Source organism: Embleya sp. NBC_00896 (assembly GCF_045207785.1).
In the GTDB taxonomy this organism is placed as follows: Bacteria; Actinomycetota; Actinomycetes; order Streptomycetales; family Streptomycetaceae; genus Embleya.
In genome coordinates this window covers 1,576,250-1,592,991 of sequence record NZ_CP108776.1, presented here as the reverse complement: position 1 = coordinate 1,592,991, position 16,742 = coordinate 1,576,250, and the positions used below count along the sequence as shown (strand labels likewise).

Below are 16,742 nucleotides of genomic sequence, written 5' to 3'. Positions count from 1 at the left end.
TCCTGGCGTTCGGCGGGGAGATGGGTCGGGGCTCAGACGCCGTACGGGCGGAGCGCGCGCATGGTGTGGGTGGCCTCGGTCCACCAGGCCAGCTGGTCGAGCATCACCTTGGCGGCGGCCTCGGCGCCGGCGACGTCGACCGGCTGACCGTCGGGGCCGAACTTCTCCCACGCCATCGGGAAGGCCAGACCGTCCCGGGTGGTGACCATGTGCTGCTCGGCGAAGACCAGGCGGAGCTGCTCGACGGCGCGCAGGCCGCCGGAGATGCCGCCGTAGGAGACGAAGCCGACGGGCTTGCCCTGCCACTCGTCGCGGAACAGGTCGATCATGTTCTTGAGCCCGGCCGGGAAGCTGTGGTTGTACTCCGGCGTGACCACGACGAAGGCGTCGGCCGCGGCGAGCCGGGCCCCGACCGCCCCGACCACCGCGGCGGGCTCGGTGCCCATCGGTGCCCACACGGCGGGCAGCTGCTCCTCGGCGAGGTCGACCACGTCGACCTCGAAGTCGCCGTGCTGCTCGGCCTTGGTGGTGAACCAGTTCGCGACCACCGGGGCGAAGCGGCCCTCGCGGGTGCTGCCGATGACGACGGCGAGGCGGAACTTGGTGGCGGTGGCGTTGGTGTTCGTGTTCGTGTTCGTGCTCATGGGATCCCCCGAGGAGTCGATGTGTCCCCGGCGGCAGGTTCACCGGGGTGTTGGGAAAGACGTTAGAAGTTCAAGTTGACTTGAGGTCAAGCTCGCTTCCGTGTCCATCTCGAAACACCTCGGAGAGCCGGCCGGGCCGGGGCATCGCCGCGCGTTACGGGGTCCGCCGCACGCGCCCCAGGGGAAGGGCGAGCAGGCCGGTGGCCAGGGCCACGCCCAGATAGGCGCCCCAGTACTTCATCTTGTCCATGGCCGCGATCATGACAGCGCGCCCTCGTCCCTCGGTGGATGGGTTCGCGCCGACCAACCGCGTTGCGGCACCGGTGAGTTGGCCGCGGGGATGGTCAGCCGGGATCGATCCGGCCGCCGAGGAGAAACACCGTCGCCGCGGTCGGGACCGCGATCGCGCCGGCGCACAGCATGACGGTCGAGGTGGAGCCGGCGTCCACGACGGCGCCGCCCAGGAGGGCCCCGGTGGCGAGGGTGGCCTGGAAGGACGCCGTGAACACGACCATCGCGGCCTCCGGGGCGTGCGGGGCGGCGCGGGCGAACCAGGTCTGCGAGCAGGCCGGGATGGCGCCGTACGCCAGTCCCCAGACGATCAGCAGACCGATCGCGCCCGCGTCCCGGCGGCCCAGGAGCGGGAACAGCAGCGTGGCGCCGGCGATCAGGCACGCGGCGGTCGCGAACGTGCCGCGCAGGCTGCGGGTCAGGGCCGCGCCCGCGATGAAATTGCCGAGGATGCCGGCGATGCCGAAGGCCAGCAGGTACATGCCGATCAGGCCCCGGTCCACGTGGGTGACCTGGCGCAGGAACGGGGTCACGTAGGTGTAGGCCCCGAAGTGGGCGATCACGATCAGGGACGTCGCGGCCAGGCCGAGCCGGATGTCGGTGCTGCGGAGCAGGTCGCGCAGCACGCCCACCCGGGTCGCCCGGAGCGCGGGCAGCGGTGGGAGCAGGGCCAGGAGCGCGACCGACACGGCCAGTGCGAGCACTCCCATCACCACGAACGAGGCGCGCCAGCCCAGGTGTTCCCCGAGCTGGGTGCCCGCGGGCAGGCCGAGCACGGAGCCGGCCGGGACCGCGGCGAAGATCACCGCGGTCGCCGTCCCGACCGACTCCCGGCGCACCAGCCGGGGTGCGAGGCCGGCCCCGATCGACCAGAATCCGCCGATGGTGACCCCGACCAGCGAACGCGCGATCAGCACCACCCAGAAGGCGGGCGCGACCGCGGCCAGGAAGTTCGCCACCGCCAGGAGCACGGTCAGCCCGAACAGCATCAGCCGGCGGTCGACCCGCCCGGCGCCGACGGTGACCAGCGGCGCGCAGAGCGCGGCGAGGAATCCCGGCACCGTCATCGCCCAGCCCGCGGTGCCGTCCGACACCCCGAAGTCGGTGCCGATCGGCGTCAGCAGCCCGATCGGCAGGATCTCGGTCGTGACGATCGCGAAGATCCCCAGGAACAGGCAGACGACGGCAGGCCAGTGCTGCCGCTGCTCCGGCCGGGACTGCGCCTGCGCCTGCGCCTGCGCCGGCGGCGACGGCGAAGACGACGGTGATCGAGTCGGGCCGACGGGACGGTCGACGGATCCTGGGGTGGTGGGCACGATTCCCCTTCGACGGTGGTTGCTCCGAGCGCTTGCGCGTTCCAGTACAACCACCGCCACCCCTCCCCGTCTGGCGGCTTTCCGCCCTCAACCGCAGGTCCTCGACGGCAGGCTCGCGACGGCAGGCCCGCGACCGCGGCCCTCCAACCGCCCGCCCACCGCCGCGAATCCGCCGATCAGGGACCGCCGCGGAGCTCAAGCCGAGGCGAGGGCCTCCGTCGGGGGCAGCCGCGCGGCCCGCGACGCCGGATACCACCCGGCCATCGCCCCCACGACGGCTGCCGCGCACACCGCCGCGCCCAGCGCACCCGGCGGCATCGTCCACGGCCAACCCCGGGAACCGGCGTACCCGAAGGTGGTCAGGGCACCGAGGAGGACCCCGGCGAACCCACCCAGGCCGGACAGGCAGACCGCCTCGATCAGGAACTGATTGCGAATCTGCCCGCGATGGGCTCCCAGCGCCCGCCGCAAGCCGATCTCCCGGCGCCGTTCGAGGACCGCGACGACCATGGTGTTGGCCACGCCCACCCCACCGACGAGCAGCGCCACCGCGCCGAGGCCGAGCAGCAGCGAGGACAGCGTGTCCTCCGCGGCCGACTGCGCCGCCAGCGCGTCGGACGGGCGACTCACCCGTACCTCGTTCGGGCTCGCCGGCGCGATGGTGGCCGCGAGTACGGCGCGCACCTGCTCGACCCGGGCGTCCCTCGCGCGGGTGTAGACGGTGGTCGGAGCGCCGTCGAAGCTCAGGTGGGCGCGGGCCGCCTGCCAGCCGACCAGGGCCGATACGTCGAGCTCCGGGGCCAGTGGCACCGGCGCCAGGATCCCGACCACGGTGAACCACTGTTCGCCCAGCCAGACCCGGCCGCCGGGGGAGTCCATCCCGAGCCGCTCCGCCGAGGTGGAGCCCAGGACGACGGTCGGGAACGCCCCGACGGCCGGGTCCAGGAAGCGACCGGACCGCATCGTCGAGCCGACGGTGCCCGGCAGATCGTCGCGCGCCGCGAGCACCCCCATGCCGCCGTTGGCATTCGGATCCACCCGGTCCGTGCGGCGCACCGTCGCGTCGACCTTGCCCGTGGCACTGGCCGAGATCACCGGGCCGATCCGTTCCACCATGGCGTCGGCGTCCGCGGGCAATCGGGCTCGTTCGCCGAAGACGGTCTGTCCCGGTCCCGCGGTCAGCAGATTGGTGCCCAGGCTGCGGATCCGCGCGGTCACCTCGGCCTGACCGGACGCCCCGATCCCCACCACGGCGACCATCGCGCCGATGCCGATCGCGATACCCAGCGCGGACAGCACCGCCCGCAACCGCCGCCCCCGCAGGCCGCCCAGGCCCACCGCGAGCGCGTCCCGCGGTGCGAGCCGGGCGGGGGAGGGAAGTCGGGCCGCGCCGGGTGCGCTCCCGCGACGCCGGGCGGACGCGCGCTTCCTCATGGTCTGCCTCCCGTGTCCGGACCACCGGGCGAGGTCGAGCGGACGGCGGCTTCCGGGCGGATGACCCCGTCGTGGATGTCCACCCGGCGGGGCAGCGCGGCCGCCAGCTCCCGGTCGTGCGTGATGACCGCCACCGTCGTTCCCGCCGCGTTGAGTTCGCGCAGCAGGCGCACGACGCCGCGACCGGACACCGAGTCGAGCGCGCCGGTCGGTTCGTCGGCCAACACGATCGCTGGCCGCGCGACCAACGCCCGGGCGATCGCCACCCGTTGGCGTTCCCCGCCGGAGAGCTCGCCCGGCAGGTGGAGCGTCCGACGGCTGAGCCCGACCCGATCCAGTGCGCGCGCGGCGGCCGCTCTGCGAGCCCGCGCGGGTACCCCGTGATAGAGCAGGCCGGTGGCCACGTTGTCGAGGGCGCTCTGGTGCGGCGACAGGAAGAACTGCTGGAAGACGAAGCCGATGGTGCGGGCGCGCAGGGCGGACAGCCGGCGATCCGACAGCCGGGCGACGTCGTGCCCGAGCACCTCCACTCGACCGGAGGACGGCCGGTCCAGTGTGCCCATCAGGTGCAGGAGCGTCGACTTGCCCGATCCGGACGGACCCACGATCGCGAGCAACTCGCCCCGATGGATGGTCAGATCGGCATCCCGCAGCGCCACCACGCCGCCCGGGTACACCTTTGACGCCCCTTGCAGCGCGATCACCGGTGGTACCCCGGAGGACGCGCGGTCCGCGTCGGTCCGCCTCGCGTCGGTCCGCCTCGCGTCGGTCCGCCTCGCGTCGGTCCGCGTCGCCGGTCGAGTCGAGGTCATGAGGCCGGCACCCGCACTTTCGTACCCGGAGCCAACCCGTCGCCGGTGACCTCCACGCGATTGTTCGCGAACAGTCCGGTCCGCACGGCGACGACGTGCCGGAACCCCGAGGGATCGACGACCTCGACCCCGTATCCGCCTTCGGCCAACGCAAGCAGGGCGTTCACCGGCAGGGACAGCACGTCCTTGCGGGTCTCGCTGACGACCCGCACCGTGACCGGCGCGCCGTCGAGCGCGCCCACGTCCTCGGGGCGGTCGAGGGTGATCTCCACCGGCAGCGTGGGGCCGGTGGAACCGCCCCCGCCTCCCTTGCCGCCGCCCGGGCCGCCGCCGTCACCGCCGTCGGGCGAGACCACCGTCCCGATCCGCGCCACCGTGCCCGGCGTGCTCTTGTCCCCGGGCAGTACCACCGTCACGGGGACGCCCTGCTTCACCAGCGTCTGTCGGTCGACCGGCAGTTTCACGGTCACGACCCGGCGTTGGCCGGAAACCGAGGCGATCTCGCCCTGAGCCGGCGCCCCGAGCGTCGCCTTGACGGCGGTGACCCGGACCGCGTCGGGCTGGACCGATACGTCCGCCGGCGAGACTCTGCCCGTCTGCGGGACGCCCGACGCCTTCTGCCAGCGCTTGATCGCGGTCGTCGTGCCCTCGGTGAACCGGTCGTCGACCTTGAGCGACGCGCCGTGGCCGAGGGCGGCGAGATTGAGTTCGAGCAGCCGGACATCCTTGCCGTTGGCGACGCCCTCGGCCAGATTGCGCCAGAGCGGAGCGTCGCCGTAGAAGAGCGGTACCGGCCTGCCGTCCACGTGGTACATCGGTTCGCCGCGCTTGACGGCCTGCCCCACCGTGGGGAGACCGCTCAACGTGCCCGGCCCCGAAGGTGGTCGGTCGCCGCCGTTGCCTCCTGTGCCTCCCGTCGTGCCCTGTGTCGTCCCGCCGGTGTCACCCGAACCCCCGGTACCCCCACTTGTGCCGCCGCCGGTACCGCCGTTGCCGTTGCCACCGCCCTTGGTGCCGCCTCCCGTTCCGCCCGAACCCCCCGAGCCACCCCGGGGTTCGTCCGCGGTCCGGCCCGGCGCGTACACCTGCGCCGAGCCGGCGAACGCCAGCGTGCCGTCCAGGCTCGCCGACACCGTGAGGTCGCCGCGCGTGACCTCGGCCGTCGCACCCGGCCGCACCACGGGCGGCGCTGCGGACTCCCGCCAGGCACCCTGCGCCCACACGATCCCGCCCACCCCGAGCAGCGCGCATGTGGTCAAGCCGCCGAGTACCGCCCGCCGGGCGCGCCGAGGCCGAGCCGCCGCCTCGGGCGTGCCGGGCGGCGACGGGAGGCCCGCGTCATCGGACGCCGCCGCGTCGAACGCGTCGTAGGCGTCGTCGTACCGCGTCGGTTCGGTCACTTGGGCTGTGCTCCCTGCGGTGCGCCCGCGGCCCCACCGCACTTGGCCACCGCGGTGTCCAACCGGGCCCGGTCGCCGCCGGGAGCGAGCGGCACCGTGAGCGGCTGTCCCGGCTGCGGATCGGGTACGTCCAGGCCCTGTTCCCGCAGGCACCGGGCCTGCTTGAGGTCCGCCTCCTGCTGCTCGGCGTCGGGCCGGTCGTCGGCGCGGGCGGTGCCGCCGGTGGGCTTGAACTGTTCGCACGCCTTGAGCGCGGTGGTCGTCCTGGCGTCCGTGGCGCCGCCGAGCGCGATGCCGTCGACCCCGGGCTCCGGGTCGGGCACGTCGAGTCCGTGCTCGCGCAGACACGCCGCGAACCGCAACACCCGGTCGCGGCCGTTGCCGCCCTGATCGGCCTGCGTGTTCGCGGTGGGCGAGCCGCTCCTGCCCACGGTCGCCACGTTCCCGTCGTCCTCGCCGCCGTTCCCGCCGCAGCCGACCAGCAACGATCCCGCGAGTCCCAGGTACACCACTGCCATGAGCCGTGCCGGCCGCCTGAGCGACATGATCGCCTCCGTCCCCGGGACGACCCCGTGCCGTCCTGGTGGTCTCAGGTGTACGGGGCAGGGTGTTGCACGGACGTCTCACGCGTCCTTACGCCCGTGCAACACCGGGGCGGATATGAACAGGTGACAGGGGTGGGTCCGACGACCCACCGGCCGGTCGGGACCACCTACCCGAACGGCCCACCCCGACAGGCCCGGTGACGGAAGGTCAGGCAACCCATGCGCGTGCTCGTCGCGGAGGACGAGGTGATGCTCGCCGACCTGATCAGGGACGGGCTGCACCTCCAGGGAATGGCCGTCGACGTGGTGTACGACGGCGACGCCGCCGGGGAACTGCTCGCCGTGCACGACTACGACGTACTGGTCCTGGACCGGGACCTGCCGGGTACGCACGGCGACCGGATCTGCCGCGACCTGGTCGATCGCGGCGTGCCGACCCGCATCCTCATGCTCACCGCGGCCGGTGCGCTCGGCGACCGCGTGCACGGCCTGGAGATCGGCGCCGACGACTACCTGACCAAACCGTTCGAGTACCCCGAACTCGTGGCCCGGATACGGGCGTTGGCCCGACGCACCACGCCACCCGCGCCGCCGCTGCTCAGCCGGCGGGGCATCACGCTCGACACCGCCCGCCGCCGGGCCCACCGCGACGACCGCGATCTCCGGCTGACTCTCAAGGAGTTCGGCATCCTCCAGGTGCTGCTCGAAGCACGCGGTCGACCCGTCAGCGCCGAGGAACTCCTCGAGCGGGTCTGGGACGCGAGCGCGGACCCGTTCACCAGCGCGGTCCGGGTGACCATGAGCAGGCTGCGGGCGAAACTCGGCCAACCGCAGCTCGTTCGCACCCTCCCCAACGTCGGCTACATGCTGTGACCCTCCGCCGCAAGCGGGCCGCGGAGGCCGCCCCGACGACCGGCGCGGGCCTCCCCGGCGCCCGGCAGCGAGTGGCGCGCCCCACCGCGCGGGCCCGGATCGCGGCCGGGTTCGGCGGCACGTTCCTGGTGCTGGGCGGCGCACTGCTCACGGCCGTCTACCTCCTCGCGCGCCGAGGTACCCGCGCCGGCACGAACGACCTCATCGGCAAGGCGGCCGCCGCCGCGCAGCCCGGAGCCGACCGGCCGGCCCCGTGGCCGGTGCCCGAGGTGGTGGCATCGCGGCAGCCGGGGTCGGTCGCCGTCGCGCCCCCGTCGCCCGATTCGCCGGCGAGCGTGATCACCGACGACAGCGCCGTCGCCCACCAGTTGCGCCACGTTGGGGAACTCGCCTCCCGGCAGCAGCTCACGTGGTCCCTCGTGGTCCTGCTCGTCATGGCCGTACTGGCCGTCGCGGTGGGCTGGTGGACCGCCAAACGCGCGCTGCGCCCGGTCCGGACGATGACCGTCGCGGCCCGCCGGATCTCCGATCGGAACCTGCACGAACGCATCGGCCTCACCGGCCCGCGCGATGAACTCACCGAACTCTCCGCGACGTTCGACGCGCTGCTCGCCCGACTCGACGCGGCGTTCGACAGCCAACGCCGCTTCGTGGCCAACGCCTCCCACGAACTGCGCACGCCGCTGGCGGTGCAACGTGCCGCGATCCAGATCGGCCTCGAAAGCCCCGACCGCCGGGCCGTGGACCGGGCCAAGGCGAGTCTGCTCGCCGCCAACCGACGCAGCGAACGGCTGATCGACGGGCTCCTGGTGCTGGCCCGCAGCGACCTCGGGCTGGAACAGCTCACCGAGGTCGACCTCGGCGCGGTGGTCGCCGACGAAGTGGCGCTCGGCGTCGACGAGGCCCGGCTCGCGGGCGTGACCGTGACGACCCGGCGGAGCACCGAGCCGGTGTGGGTGGCCGGCGACCGCATGCTGCTCGGCCAACTCGTCGGCAACCTCCTGCGCAACGCGGTGCGGCACAACGTGCCGGGCGGCAGTGCCGTGCTGGTCGTCGACGAGAGCGGAGGGCTGACGGTGACCAACACCGGTCCGCAGGTGGGCGAGGACACCGTGGCCGACCTGTTCGAGCCGTTTCGTCGGGGCGCCCCCGCACAGGGCACCGCCGCACGAGGCGCCCCGCCCCGCGCCGGTGATCGCCCGGAGGCCGGCGGCCCCGACGGCGTCGGCTTGGGGCTGTCCATCGTCCGGTCGATCACGCGCGCCCACCGCGGCGCGGTCACGGCCCGCGCGAACGCCGACGGCGGCCTGACGGTCGAGGTCACCCTGCCCACCGCCGTACCGTCCGACTCCGGCCGCGACCGCCGCGCCCGGCACTAGGTGGTGGCGGAGGTGCGGGTGAACTCCCGGATGGTGTGGGCGAGCCGCGCCGGCTGGTCCAGGGGGATGAGGGTGTAGCTGTCCTCGATCTCGACCAGGCGTGCGTGCGGGAGGAGTTCGGCCAGGCGGCGGCCGTGTTCGAGTGGCATGACGCGGTCCTCGCTCGCCCAGACCACCAGGGCGGGTCGGTCGAAGCCCGGCAGGCCTTCGGCCGCGGCGAGCAGGACGCCGGTGTCCGCTCCGGCGGCTCGCAACATGCGCACGGCGTCGCGGCGGATCTCGGGCCGGGTCAGCACCGGCTTCATCCACCGGGCGGTCGCGGCGTCCCCGCGCCTGGTCAGCCACCCGAACGTGATCGGCAGCCGGCGGAGCATCCGAAGCCGCATCTGCTGCATGAACAGCCCGAACAGCCGGGGCGAGAGCCTGCCGGTGCGCACGAGCGTCCGGCCGGTCAGCCCCGGCGGGAAGTTGTCGAACGCGTCGCACGAGGCGAGCACGACCCGCCCCACCCGTGCGGCGCCGTCGCGGATGAGCAACTGGACCAGCGCTCCGCCGGTGTCGTTGCCGACGAGGGTGACGTCGTGCAGATCGAGGCGGTCGAGGAACTCCGCGACCAGCCGAGCGATCCCGGGCAGCGACAGGTCGGCGTCGGCGCGCATCGCGTGCCGGTGCGCGCCGAACGGCAGCGTCGGTACCACGCAGCGGTGATCGGCGGACAACTCGCCGACCGGTCCGTCCCACAGCGAGGCGTCCATCATCAACCCGTGCAACAGCACGACCGTGGGGCCGTCGCCGCCGGTGTCTCGATACTCGATCATTCCGGCGGACAGCTCGATCTCGTGGTTCGTGGACACGCGCACGCCGACCTCCGAGTGGACGAGGTCCAGTCTCGTCCTGCGACACGAGTGAACCACGCGGTTCGCAAACTGTCCATGAACCCGACCGCGTCGCGACGCGACGATGCGGCGCAGTGGTGAGGTGGCGCAGCGGTGCGTTGCGGTGCGGTGGCGAAGTGGTGAAGTGCCGACGCGGTGACGTGATTTCGCGGCAGGGCGGCTACTCGCCCGCGGCCTCTTCCCGTTCCAGGGCGCGGGCCAGCGCCTCGAAGCCCGCGGCGACTCCCTCGGTGTCGCCGCTGGTTCGCGCGTCCACCAGGAAGCCCCGCAGCGCCGCGAGGATCATCTCGGCGACCTCGAGCTTGCGGCGATCGGACCAGTGCTCCGGGCACACGGACAGCAGCGTGGGCAGATATTGCTGCGACGCCCCCCGGCCGAGTTCGGCATAGCGGTCGGAGTCGTACATCGCCAAGCCGATGGCCTGATCGAGCACTCGCGCCTCCTCGCCCACGAGGACGGGCCACACCGCGCGCACCCAGTCCGCGAGCGACCGACGGCCGGCCGCATCGGCGGCGAGAGCCGAGGCGTTGCCGATGCGCCGGTCGCGCAGCCGGTGGATCGCCCGCGCGAGCAGATCGTCGGCGCCGTCGAAGTGGTAGAGCAGCACCTTGTGCGTGGTCCCGGCGGCTCGCGCGGCACGTCGGAGCGAGAAGTCCACGAGCCCGTTGACCGCGAGGTCGTCGGTGACCCGATCGAGCAGCTCCCGCCGCCTGGCCTCCCCGCGCGGCGACCCCGCCGACCGCCGATAGCCCGCCCGCCCCGGCGAACCGTCGTCGTCGGCGGTGTCCACATCGGCAGCTTCCACGATCGAACGTCCTCACACGCTGAGTACCCGGCCCGAAGCCATGATCCCAGCAACCGGCCCCCGCCCCGAGCACGAGAACCCGAACCGAAACGCGGGAAGTGGAGTTGGTCGGTGCGCTTCCAGTGCGGACCGGGCGCGGTTCAGCCGCACAGGGCCGTGTTCACGACACTGTCGACACGCTGCCTGGCCGCCTCGTCGGTCAGCTGAATGGTCACCGCGACGTTGGCGGCGCGGCCGTCGTCGGTGGCGCCGCCCCGGGTCTCGTATCCCGGGAAGCTACCGCCGTGCCCCCAGTAGACGCCGCCGCACGGCAGTGGCAGTGGCTTGCTCACGAGCCCCAGCCCGTAGCGGGCGCCGGGGCCAAAGGTTTTTTCGGCGGGCACGGTGGTGCGCATCTGGGCGAGCTGGGCCGGCGGGAGGAGGCGGCCGGCCAGGAGCGCGGTGTAGAACCGGTTGAGGTCGGAGTTGGTGGAGATCAGCTGACCCGCCGCCCAGCCCCAGGAGGGGTCGATTTCCGTGATGTCGCGCAGCGGCGCGCCCGCCGAATCCCTGTAGTAGCCCTTGGGATGGGGCTCTCGGATGGTCGCGTCACCGGGGGCGGGGAAGTAGGTGTGGCGCAGCCCGACGCGTTTGATGACGCGCTGGTCCATCTCCACGGCGAGGGGTCGGCCGGTGACCTTCTGGACGATCAGGCCGGCCAGCACGTAATTCGTGTTGCTGTACTCCCATTTCGTCCCGGGGGCGAAGTCGGCCTTGTGCCGGAGCGCGATGTCGAGGAGCTCGCGGGGTTCGAAGTACCGGACGTCGTCGCCGAGGTGGTTGCTGTAGTTGGGGAGTCCGCTGGTGTGCTGCAGGAGCTGACGGACGGTGATGTGGCGTCCGTCGATCCCCTCCCCGCGGACGAGGTCCGGCAGATAGGTGTCGACCGGGGCGTCGAGGCCGATCTTCCCCTCACCGACCAGTTGCAGCACGACCACCGCGGTGAACGCCTTGGTGTTGCTGCCGATTCGCACCTGACCGTCCCTGGGCACCTTCGAGCCGGTGGCCACGTCACCGACCCCCGCGGTGTAGGTACGGGTGCGGCCGTCGCGGTCCTTGACGGAGGCCAGCGCGGCGGGCGGGCCGTCGGAGTGCACCAGCGCGTTCAGGCCCTGCCGGACGGTGTCCGGCCTGGCGGCAGCGGACGCCGCGGGCGGCGCCAGGGCACCCGTCGTCATCACGCCCACGCCCACGGCCAGCGCGGCCGCGGCCGACACGGCTCTGCGCCGACCGCCCCGCCGGCTGGGAAAACGGACCCTCTGCCATGCCTGCTCACGCACGTGCCAACTCCTAGGGAATCGTCGGGACACCAGCGGTGTGTACCGGGCCCAGCATGTCCGGATGCGGCCGCCCGGGGCGATCGTGCTACCCGCCCGGCTTCGGTGTGGCCAACCCCCCGGTGCGCTCAGCCGACGGGGAACGGGGCGGGGATGCCCCGGCCGCGCCGGCGGCGTCAGGAGAGCAGACGCGACCGAGCCCGTAGCCCCGACCCGGACCCGGACCCGGACCCCGACCCGGACCCGGACCGTCACCGACCCGTCGGACACGCCCCGATTGCGAAGGGATCAGCCCCACAGGACGACTTCGCCTGTCCTGTGCGGCTGGAGGTTGCGCCGCCGGGTGCCGGTGACCAGCGAGACGAAGAGTCGGTCTGCACGCGACGCGTCGAAGTCGTGCAGACCGACTCTTCGTCTTCCGTGCCGCAAGGCGCGTGCTCTTCCGTTCGACTGACCTGGCCGTACGAAAGATCCAACTGCACTACGCATGCCCAGACTGTTGACCGCCGCGAAAGTGACGGCAGTTCTCGCCACGACCAGATGTCAGCGGGGTTCAGCGTTTGACGCGTCCTCGGATCGCGAGGATGGCGAGGGCGAGGAGGACGGGTTCGAGGAAGCGGCTGACCATCTCGATGTAGGCGCCGCGTTTGGTGAGGTTCTGTCCGCTGGAGCGGAAGACGACGGAGTTGACGACGACACGGGTGGCCTTCTCCGCGCGTTTGGCGGTGAGCCGGTCGTGGACGGGTCCGGTCAGGGTCGGGTCGGGGTTGTCGGTGACGAACTCGGCGCGTTGTCCGGTCGCGACTTGGACTCCGGTGGTGCGGGGTTTGGGGTCGCCGGTGGGCAGTCCCCACAGCATCATCATGATCACTGTGGTGGTCATGGCGAACAGGAGCCAGCCCAGGGCGCGGGTGGCGCGTAGGCCGTATCCGGAGAGGAGCCAGTAGGTGGTGACGAGTGCGCGTTCGCCGGTTGGGCGTTTGTGGTCATGCCGGCGCATCTCCATCTCGCCGTAGTAGAAGTCGGCGGCGTCGGGTTCGTTCTTGGCGTCCTCGGACGCCTTGCGCAGCGCGCGGTAGACCGGGCCCACGTCCTCAGGACCGGGGGTGAGCGTGACGTTGGGATGGTCGGGGCCCGGTGTCCAGCCGCGTGGGGGCAGGGGCTCGCCGGGGGCGAGGGCGCGCCAGTGGTGTTCCTCGGCGATCGTCCGGCGGCGCGTGAGCCGCGCGGGTATCCCCTTGCGCAGGCGCCAGCCGGTGGGTGGCGCGTCGAAGATGGTGTCGCCGTTCAGACCGAGTTGGTCGAGGTGGAACGCGCCGGTGAACACGCACCCGGTGAGGTCAGTGTCGGTCAGGACCAGGTGCGCGGCGTCGATCCCGCGCAGTGATGTCACCCGCGCCGGACCAGTCAGCGAGTCCTCGACCGCGCGCGCCGCGGTGCCAGCAGTGGAGAGCGGCACGGGGTGGGCGGTGACGGCGATCGGCAGGGCCACGACCGCGCCACTGAGGTTCAGGGCCGCGTGGCGCAGGCGCACAGTTGCGGTCGCGTCCCATCGCGTGCGGACACACTCCATGCTCGAGGCCGCGACCTCGATCACCACCGGGGCGCCGAACACCGCCCGGGACAGATTGAGCGTTTTCTCGCACACCAGGGGGCCCAACTCCGAAGTGCACTCGAAGGTCGCGTCGCTGAAGTCGGCGTAGCGGGCGGACGCGTTGACGAACCCGGCGTCGCGGGAGAACGTCACGAAGCTGAACGAGGCCTCGCGGGAGAACTCCGCGCTTTCGAACAGGGCGAAGCGAGAGAACGTCGCGGAGCCGAACGAGGCGTTGCAGGAGAACGAGGCGCCGAAGAACGAGGCGTCGCCAGCGAACGTCGCCCCGTTGAACCCGGCGTCGCCGCAGAACCTCGCGCCGAAGAACGAGGCGTCGCGGGAGAATGTCGCGCCGAAGAACCTGGCGTCGCGGGAGAACGTCGCCAAGCCGAACCCGGCGTCGCCTGAGAACGTCGCGCCGTCGAACTTGGCGTAGCCGAAGTGGGGCTGGGCGGTAGCGGGGTCGCGGAGTGCGTCGAGGAGTTCGGTCAGGAGAGGGGCGTCGAACGTGGTTCCGCGGTGGTCGACGGTGGCGCCGAGGGAGAGGCCAGCGAAGTACGCAGCCCGGTCCGCGGGCGCGAGGTGGGCCAGGCAGCGTGTGTGTCCGGGAATGTGGATTCCTTGGCACCCGACGGGGTAGACCGGGCTGGCTCCCTCCGCGCAGTACGGCCAGGTCGGGGGTGTGGGCGAAGGGGCGGGAGGCGACGTCATGCCGTCGTCTTGCCCAGCGCAGCGAGAGCGTCCCACATGAGAGGGACTTACCACCCGCTGCGGGTGCTCCTCGACGCCGGCATCAACAAACACGGCGCCGACCCAACGGTGCGGCGGCACCTCGCGCTCGACTCTCTCGTCGAGGCCACGGCTGTTCGAGCAGGGACCGACCGCAGCGACCCGAGGGCGCGACACACGACCTGGACGACCCATGTCGGGCTCACCGACGTCCTACAGCCTCGACCTGTTCGACCCCGACGAACTCCCGCCCACCGATCGCAGCCGACAGCCATGGCACCCCTACTGACAAATCTCATGGCAGAACGGCTGTCACCGAATGGCAAAGCACGCTGACACATCCGTGGCAGACGACATGCAGAGTCAACCTGACATTTGCAAGGTCAGCCGGTACCGGACACTTCTGTCCTGTGCGGCTGAAGGTTGCGCCGCCGGGTGCCGGTGAACAGCAAGACGAAGAGTCGGTCTGCACGCGACGCGTCGAAGTCGTGCAGACCGACTCTTCGTTTTCCTTGCCGCAGGCACGTGCTCTTCAGTTCGCCGCCCGGTCTCGCGCGGGCTTCTCACAATCGATCAGTTGCCGTCCCAACGGTCGCCGCCGTACCGGGCGAGCGCGTCGGTCAGTTGGGTTCGTTGTTGCTGGGTCATCGGCCCGAGGACGCAGATGGGAAAGTGTCGACCCAAGCCCCAACGGATGCTGGACGAGTGTGGATAGGGCCACCCCGGCGGCACCTTGGTCGCCGGTGGAGTGATTCCCGGCTTGTTTTTCAGGACGATACCGGTGTACTTGTGCGGGCCTGCCCCGGCGATCTGTTCGATGGTGACGCGACTGATCCGGTCCCAGGTGAACTCGCGGCGGCCGGTGATTCCGGTGGTCACGAGGTAGTGGGGGCCGACGTGCAATGCCCAGCCCGTCCTGTCCGTGTACGGACGCGTGATCCGCGCCGCCCAGATCGCGTCGGCCGCGCGAAAGGTGGTGCCCATCCAGGCGGACATGACAAAGCATCCAAGAGTCAACCAAACCGCGATCGCGTCGGAGTCCAACAGCAGCGGGAGGCCCATGCACGCGGCCGTCGCCAGGAACGCGATCACGGCCAGGGTCGTCCACGTCCTCGGCGACAGGTCTTGGCGGTGGCCGGTCTCGTCGTCGGTGTAGGCGGACAGCGGCTCCCTGCCGGTCCAGGCGATGTCGAAGGTCCCGTCCGCGGAGGGCTGCCATGCGGGGGGCGTCGTCCCCGTGCCGGGCCGCGGATCGACGTCCGTTTCCTCGGCTCGCGCGCGTGGGGGACGACGACCAGGTGGTCGGGGTGTGCGTCGCGGCGGCTTGGCGGTGAGGGTGGTCGCGCCGGACGGGATCCGACCCATGCCGCGGAGCCGGTCGTGGGCCTCGACGGCGGTGGCCGGCCGGTGCTCGGGGTCTTTCGCAAGAAGCTCCAGGACGAGGTCGTCGAGCTCTCGGGGAACGCCGTCGCGGGTGTCGCCCGGTGGGACCGGTTCGCGCCGCAGGTGTGCGTTCATCATTGGTACCGGGCCGGTGGCGTCGAACGGTGGTTCCCCGGTGAGGAGTTCGTTCAGGACGCAGCCGAGGGAGTACAGGTCGGAACGGGCGTCGCCGGGATGTTCGTCGAACCTCTCGGGCGCCATGTACGCCCATGTGCCCATGATTCTGCTCGACTTGTTCGACGCCTCCATGAACCGGGCGATCCCGAAGTCGAGGACCTTGACCCGGCCGTCGGCCGTCAGCATCAGGTTCGCCGGCTTCAGATCCCGGTGCACGATCCCCGCGTCGTGGGCACGGGCCAGCGCCGCGGCGGCCTGCGCCGCCCACTCGACCGCGCCGGCCACCGGCGGTGGACCGTCCTCGCGCAGCACGGAGGCCAGGTCCCGGCCGTCCACGAATTCCATCACCAGGAACAGGGAACCGTCCGTGGTGTCCTGGCCGAAGTCGTGCACGGTGACCACCCCCGGGTGGTTCAGTGTTCCCGCTGTCCGCGCCTCGCGCAGGAACAGCTCCGCGCCGGAGGTCTCGTTCCTGTCGTGCGGGACCAGCTTGACCGCCACCCGACGTTCGATGACCCGGTCGAGGCCCTCCCACACCTCGCCCATCCCGCCCCGGCCCACGAACTCCACCAGTTCGTACCGACCCGCCAACACCCGCACCGCCACCAGCCCCCGACCCGACAGCGGCACCACGCACCGCGCGGCAACCGCAGAACAGGCCACGCCCCGTACGCGGCCCCACCCGAAGATCCCACACCGACCCCACGCCCGCCCACCGCATCAGCGTTGTCGCTTCGTCCTTCGAGGCTCGCGCTGTCCGGTCAGCGTGATCGACTCCGTAGTCGAGTGTCGGGGGGATCGCCGTGAGTATGCACGGGAAGCACGCCGCAGACTTGGCCGCCGCTGCGAAGGCGGAGTTGGGCAGGACCCCCTACCGGGCCGAGGACGCCCCGATCCGGATCGACGAAGCCGACGCGTTGTTGCGGGTGTTCCTCGACGGTGGCATCGGCAACTTTGGCGACGGCCCCACCGTGCGCCGGCTCCACACCCTCGACACGGCCCGACTCGTCGACCGCGGCCCGACCATCGACGCCCTCACACCCGGCGTCGCCTACAGCCTCCGCCTCGTGGACGAGTGTCGGGTGCCGTTTCGCGTTGCGTTGGCTCTGGTGTCCTAGCTGCGGGTGAAGAGATGGGTGGCACGCTGG

The 16,742-nt window shown here is 72.0% G+C and carries 14 protein-coding genes; 3 read left to right on the top strand and 11 right to left on the bottom strand.

Going from position 1 to position 16,742, the window contains the following annotated elements; translation table 11 throughout:
• Positions 1-32: 32 nt before the first annotated feature.
• The 6 genes from OG928_RS07205 to OG928_RS07180 all read right to left on the bottom strand — a co-directional run bounded on the left by OG928_RS07205 (position 33) and on the right by OG928_RS07180 (position 6,442).
• Complete coding sequence (locus OG928_RS07205) at positions 33-644, bottom strand: NADPH-dependent FMN reductase (protein WP_406280702.1); 612 nt, start codon at positions 642-644, stop codon at positions 33-35.
• Between the two features lie 344 nt (positions 645-988).
• Positions 989-2,251 (bottom strand): MFS transporter, encoded by a 1,263-nt coding sequence (locus tag OG928_RS07200; protein ID WP_406280701.1) that lies wholly within the window; start codon positions 2,249-2,251, stop codon positions 989-991.
• Between the two features lie 195 nt (positions 2,252-2,446).
• Positions 2,447-3,685: an ABC transporter permease gene (locus OG928_RS07195; RefSeq protein ID WP_406280699.1), complete on the bottom strand. Its 1,239-nt coding sequence runs from the start codon at positions 3,683-3,685 to the stop codon at positions 2,447-2,449.
• Complete coding sequence (locus OG928_RS07190) at positions 3,682-4,497, bottom strand: ABC transporter ATP-binding protein (RefSeq protein ID WP_406280697.1); 816 nt, start codon at positions 4,495-4,497, stop codon at positions 3,682-3,684. Before OG928_RS07190 ends, OG928_RS07195 begins: the two co-directional genes overlap by 4 nt.
• A complete protein-coding gene (locus OG928_RS07185; RefSeq protein WP_406280695.1) occupies positions 4,494-5,897 on the bottom strand; it encodes a peptidoglycan-binding protein in 1,404 nt (467 codons plus the stop codon). The genes OG928_RS07190 and OG928_RS07185 overlap by 4 nt, the downstream gene beginning before the upstream one ends.
• A complete protein-coding gene (locus OG928_RS07180) occupies positions 5,894-6,442 on the bottom strand; it encodes a hypothetical protein (RefSeq protein WP_406280693.1) in 549 nt (182 codons plus the stop codon). The genes OG928_RS07185 and OG928_RS07180 overlap by 4 nt, the downstream gene beginning before the upstream one ends.
• Positions 6,443-6,661: 219 nt before the next feature.
• Between OG928_RS07180 and OG928_RS07175 the strand changes: the two genes are divergently transcribed.
• Both OG928_RS07175 and OG928_RS07170 read left to right on the top strand, forming a co-directional pair.
• A complete protein-coding gene (locus OG928_RS07175; protein WP_406280691.1) occupies positions 6,662-7,315 on the top strand; it encodes a response regulator transcription factor in 654 nt (217 codons plus the stop codon).
• The gene (locus tag OG928_RS07170; RefSeq protein WP_406280689.1) at positions 7,312-8,694 is read left to right on the top strand and encodes a sensor histidine kinase; all 1,383 of its coding nucleotides are present in this window, start codon (positions 7,312-7,314) and stop codon (positions 8,692-8,694) included. Before OG928_RS07175 ends, OG928_RS07170 begins: the two co-directional genes overlap by 4 nt.
• Here the strand turns inward: OG928_RS07170 and OG928_RS07165 are convergent.
• The 5 genes from OG928_RS07165 to OG928_RS07145 form a co-directional block, all read right to left on the bottom strand.
• Complete coding sequence (locus OG928_RS07165) at positions 8,691-9,512, bottom strand: alpha/beta fold hydrolase (RefSeq protein ID WP_406290831.1); 822 nt, start codon at positions 9,510-9,512, stop codon at positions 8,691-8,693. The genes OG928_RS07170 and OG928_RS07165 overlap by 4 nt on opposite strands.
• A 238-nt stretch (positions 9,513-9,750) precedes the next feature.
• Positions 9,751-10,395, bottom strand: a complete 645-nt coding sequence (locus OG928_RS07160) for a TetR/AcrR family transcriptional regulator (protein ID WP_406280687.1) — start codon at positions 10,393-10,395, stop codon at positions 9,751-9,753.
• 140 nt (positions 10,396-10,535) lie between these two features.
• Entirely contained in the window at positions 10,536-11,714 is a 1,179-nt protein-coding gene (locus OG928_RS07155; protein WP_406280685.1) for a serine hydrolase domain-containing protein, read from the bottom strand.
• A 550-nt stretch (positions 11,715-12,264) separates the two neighbouring features.
• A complete protein-coding gene (locus tag OG928_RS07150) occupies positions 12,265-14,016 on the bottom strand; it encodes a pentapeptide repeat-containing protein (RefSeq protein ID WP_406280684.1) in 1,752 nt (583 codons plus the stop codon).
• Positions 14,017-14,607: 591 nt separating this feature from the next.
• Positions 14,608-16,257: a serine/threonine-protein kinase gene (locus OG928_RS07145; RefSeq protein ID WP_406280682.1), complete on the bottom strand. Its 1,650-nt coding sequence runs from the start codon at positions 16,255-16,257 to the stop codon at positions 14,608-14,610.
• Between the two features lie 140 nt (positions 16,258-16,397).
• Here OG928_RS07145 and OG928_RS07140 point away from each other — a divergent pair, with 140 nt between their 5' ends.
• Positions 16,398-16,712 carry a hypothetical protein gene (locus tag OG928_RS07140; protein ID WP_406280680.1) on the top strand — a complete coding sequence of 105 codons (315 nt, stop codon included), beginning with the start codon at positions 16,398-16,400 and terminating at the stop codon, positions 16,710-16,712.
• Positions 16,713-16,742: the final 30 nt, after the last annotated feature.

Bases quoted from the DNA above. Each gene is read 5' to 3' on its own strand.
- OG928_RS07205 (WP_406280702.1), bottom strand. From the start codon at position 644: ATGAGCACGAACACGAACACGAACACCAACGCCACCGCCACCAAGTTC.
- OG928_RS07195 (WP_406280699.1), bottom strand. From the start codon at position 3,685: ATGAGGAAGCGCGCGTCCGCCCGGCGTCGCGGGAGCGCACCCGGCGCG.
- OG928_RS07190 (WP_406280697.1), bottom strand. From the start codon at position 4,497: ATGACCTCGACTCGACCGGCGACGCGGACCGACGCGAGGCGGACCGAC.
- OG928_RS07180 (WP_406280693.1), bottom strand. From the start codon at position 6,442: ATGTCGCTCAGGCGGCCGGCACGGCTCATGGCAGTGGTGTACCTGGGA.
- OG928_RS07175 (WP_406280691.1), top strand. From the start codon at position 6,662: ATGCGCGTGCTCGTCGCGGAGGACGAGGTGATGCTCGCCGACCTGATC.
- OG928_RS07165 (WP_406290831.1), bottom strand. From the start codon at position 9,512: ATGATCGAGTATCGAGACACCGGCGGCGACGGCCCCACGGTCGTGCTG.
- OG928_RS07150 (WP_406280684.1), bottom strand. From the start codon at position 14,016: ATGACGTCGCCTCCCGCCCCTTCGCCCACACCCCCGACCTGGCCGTAC.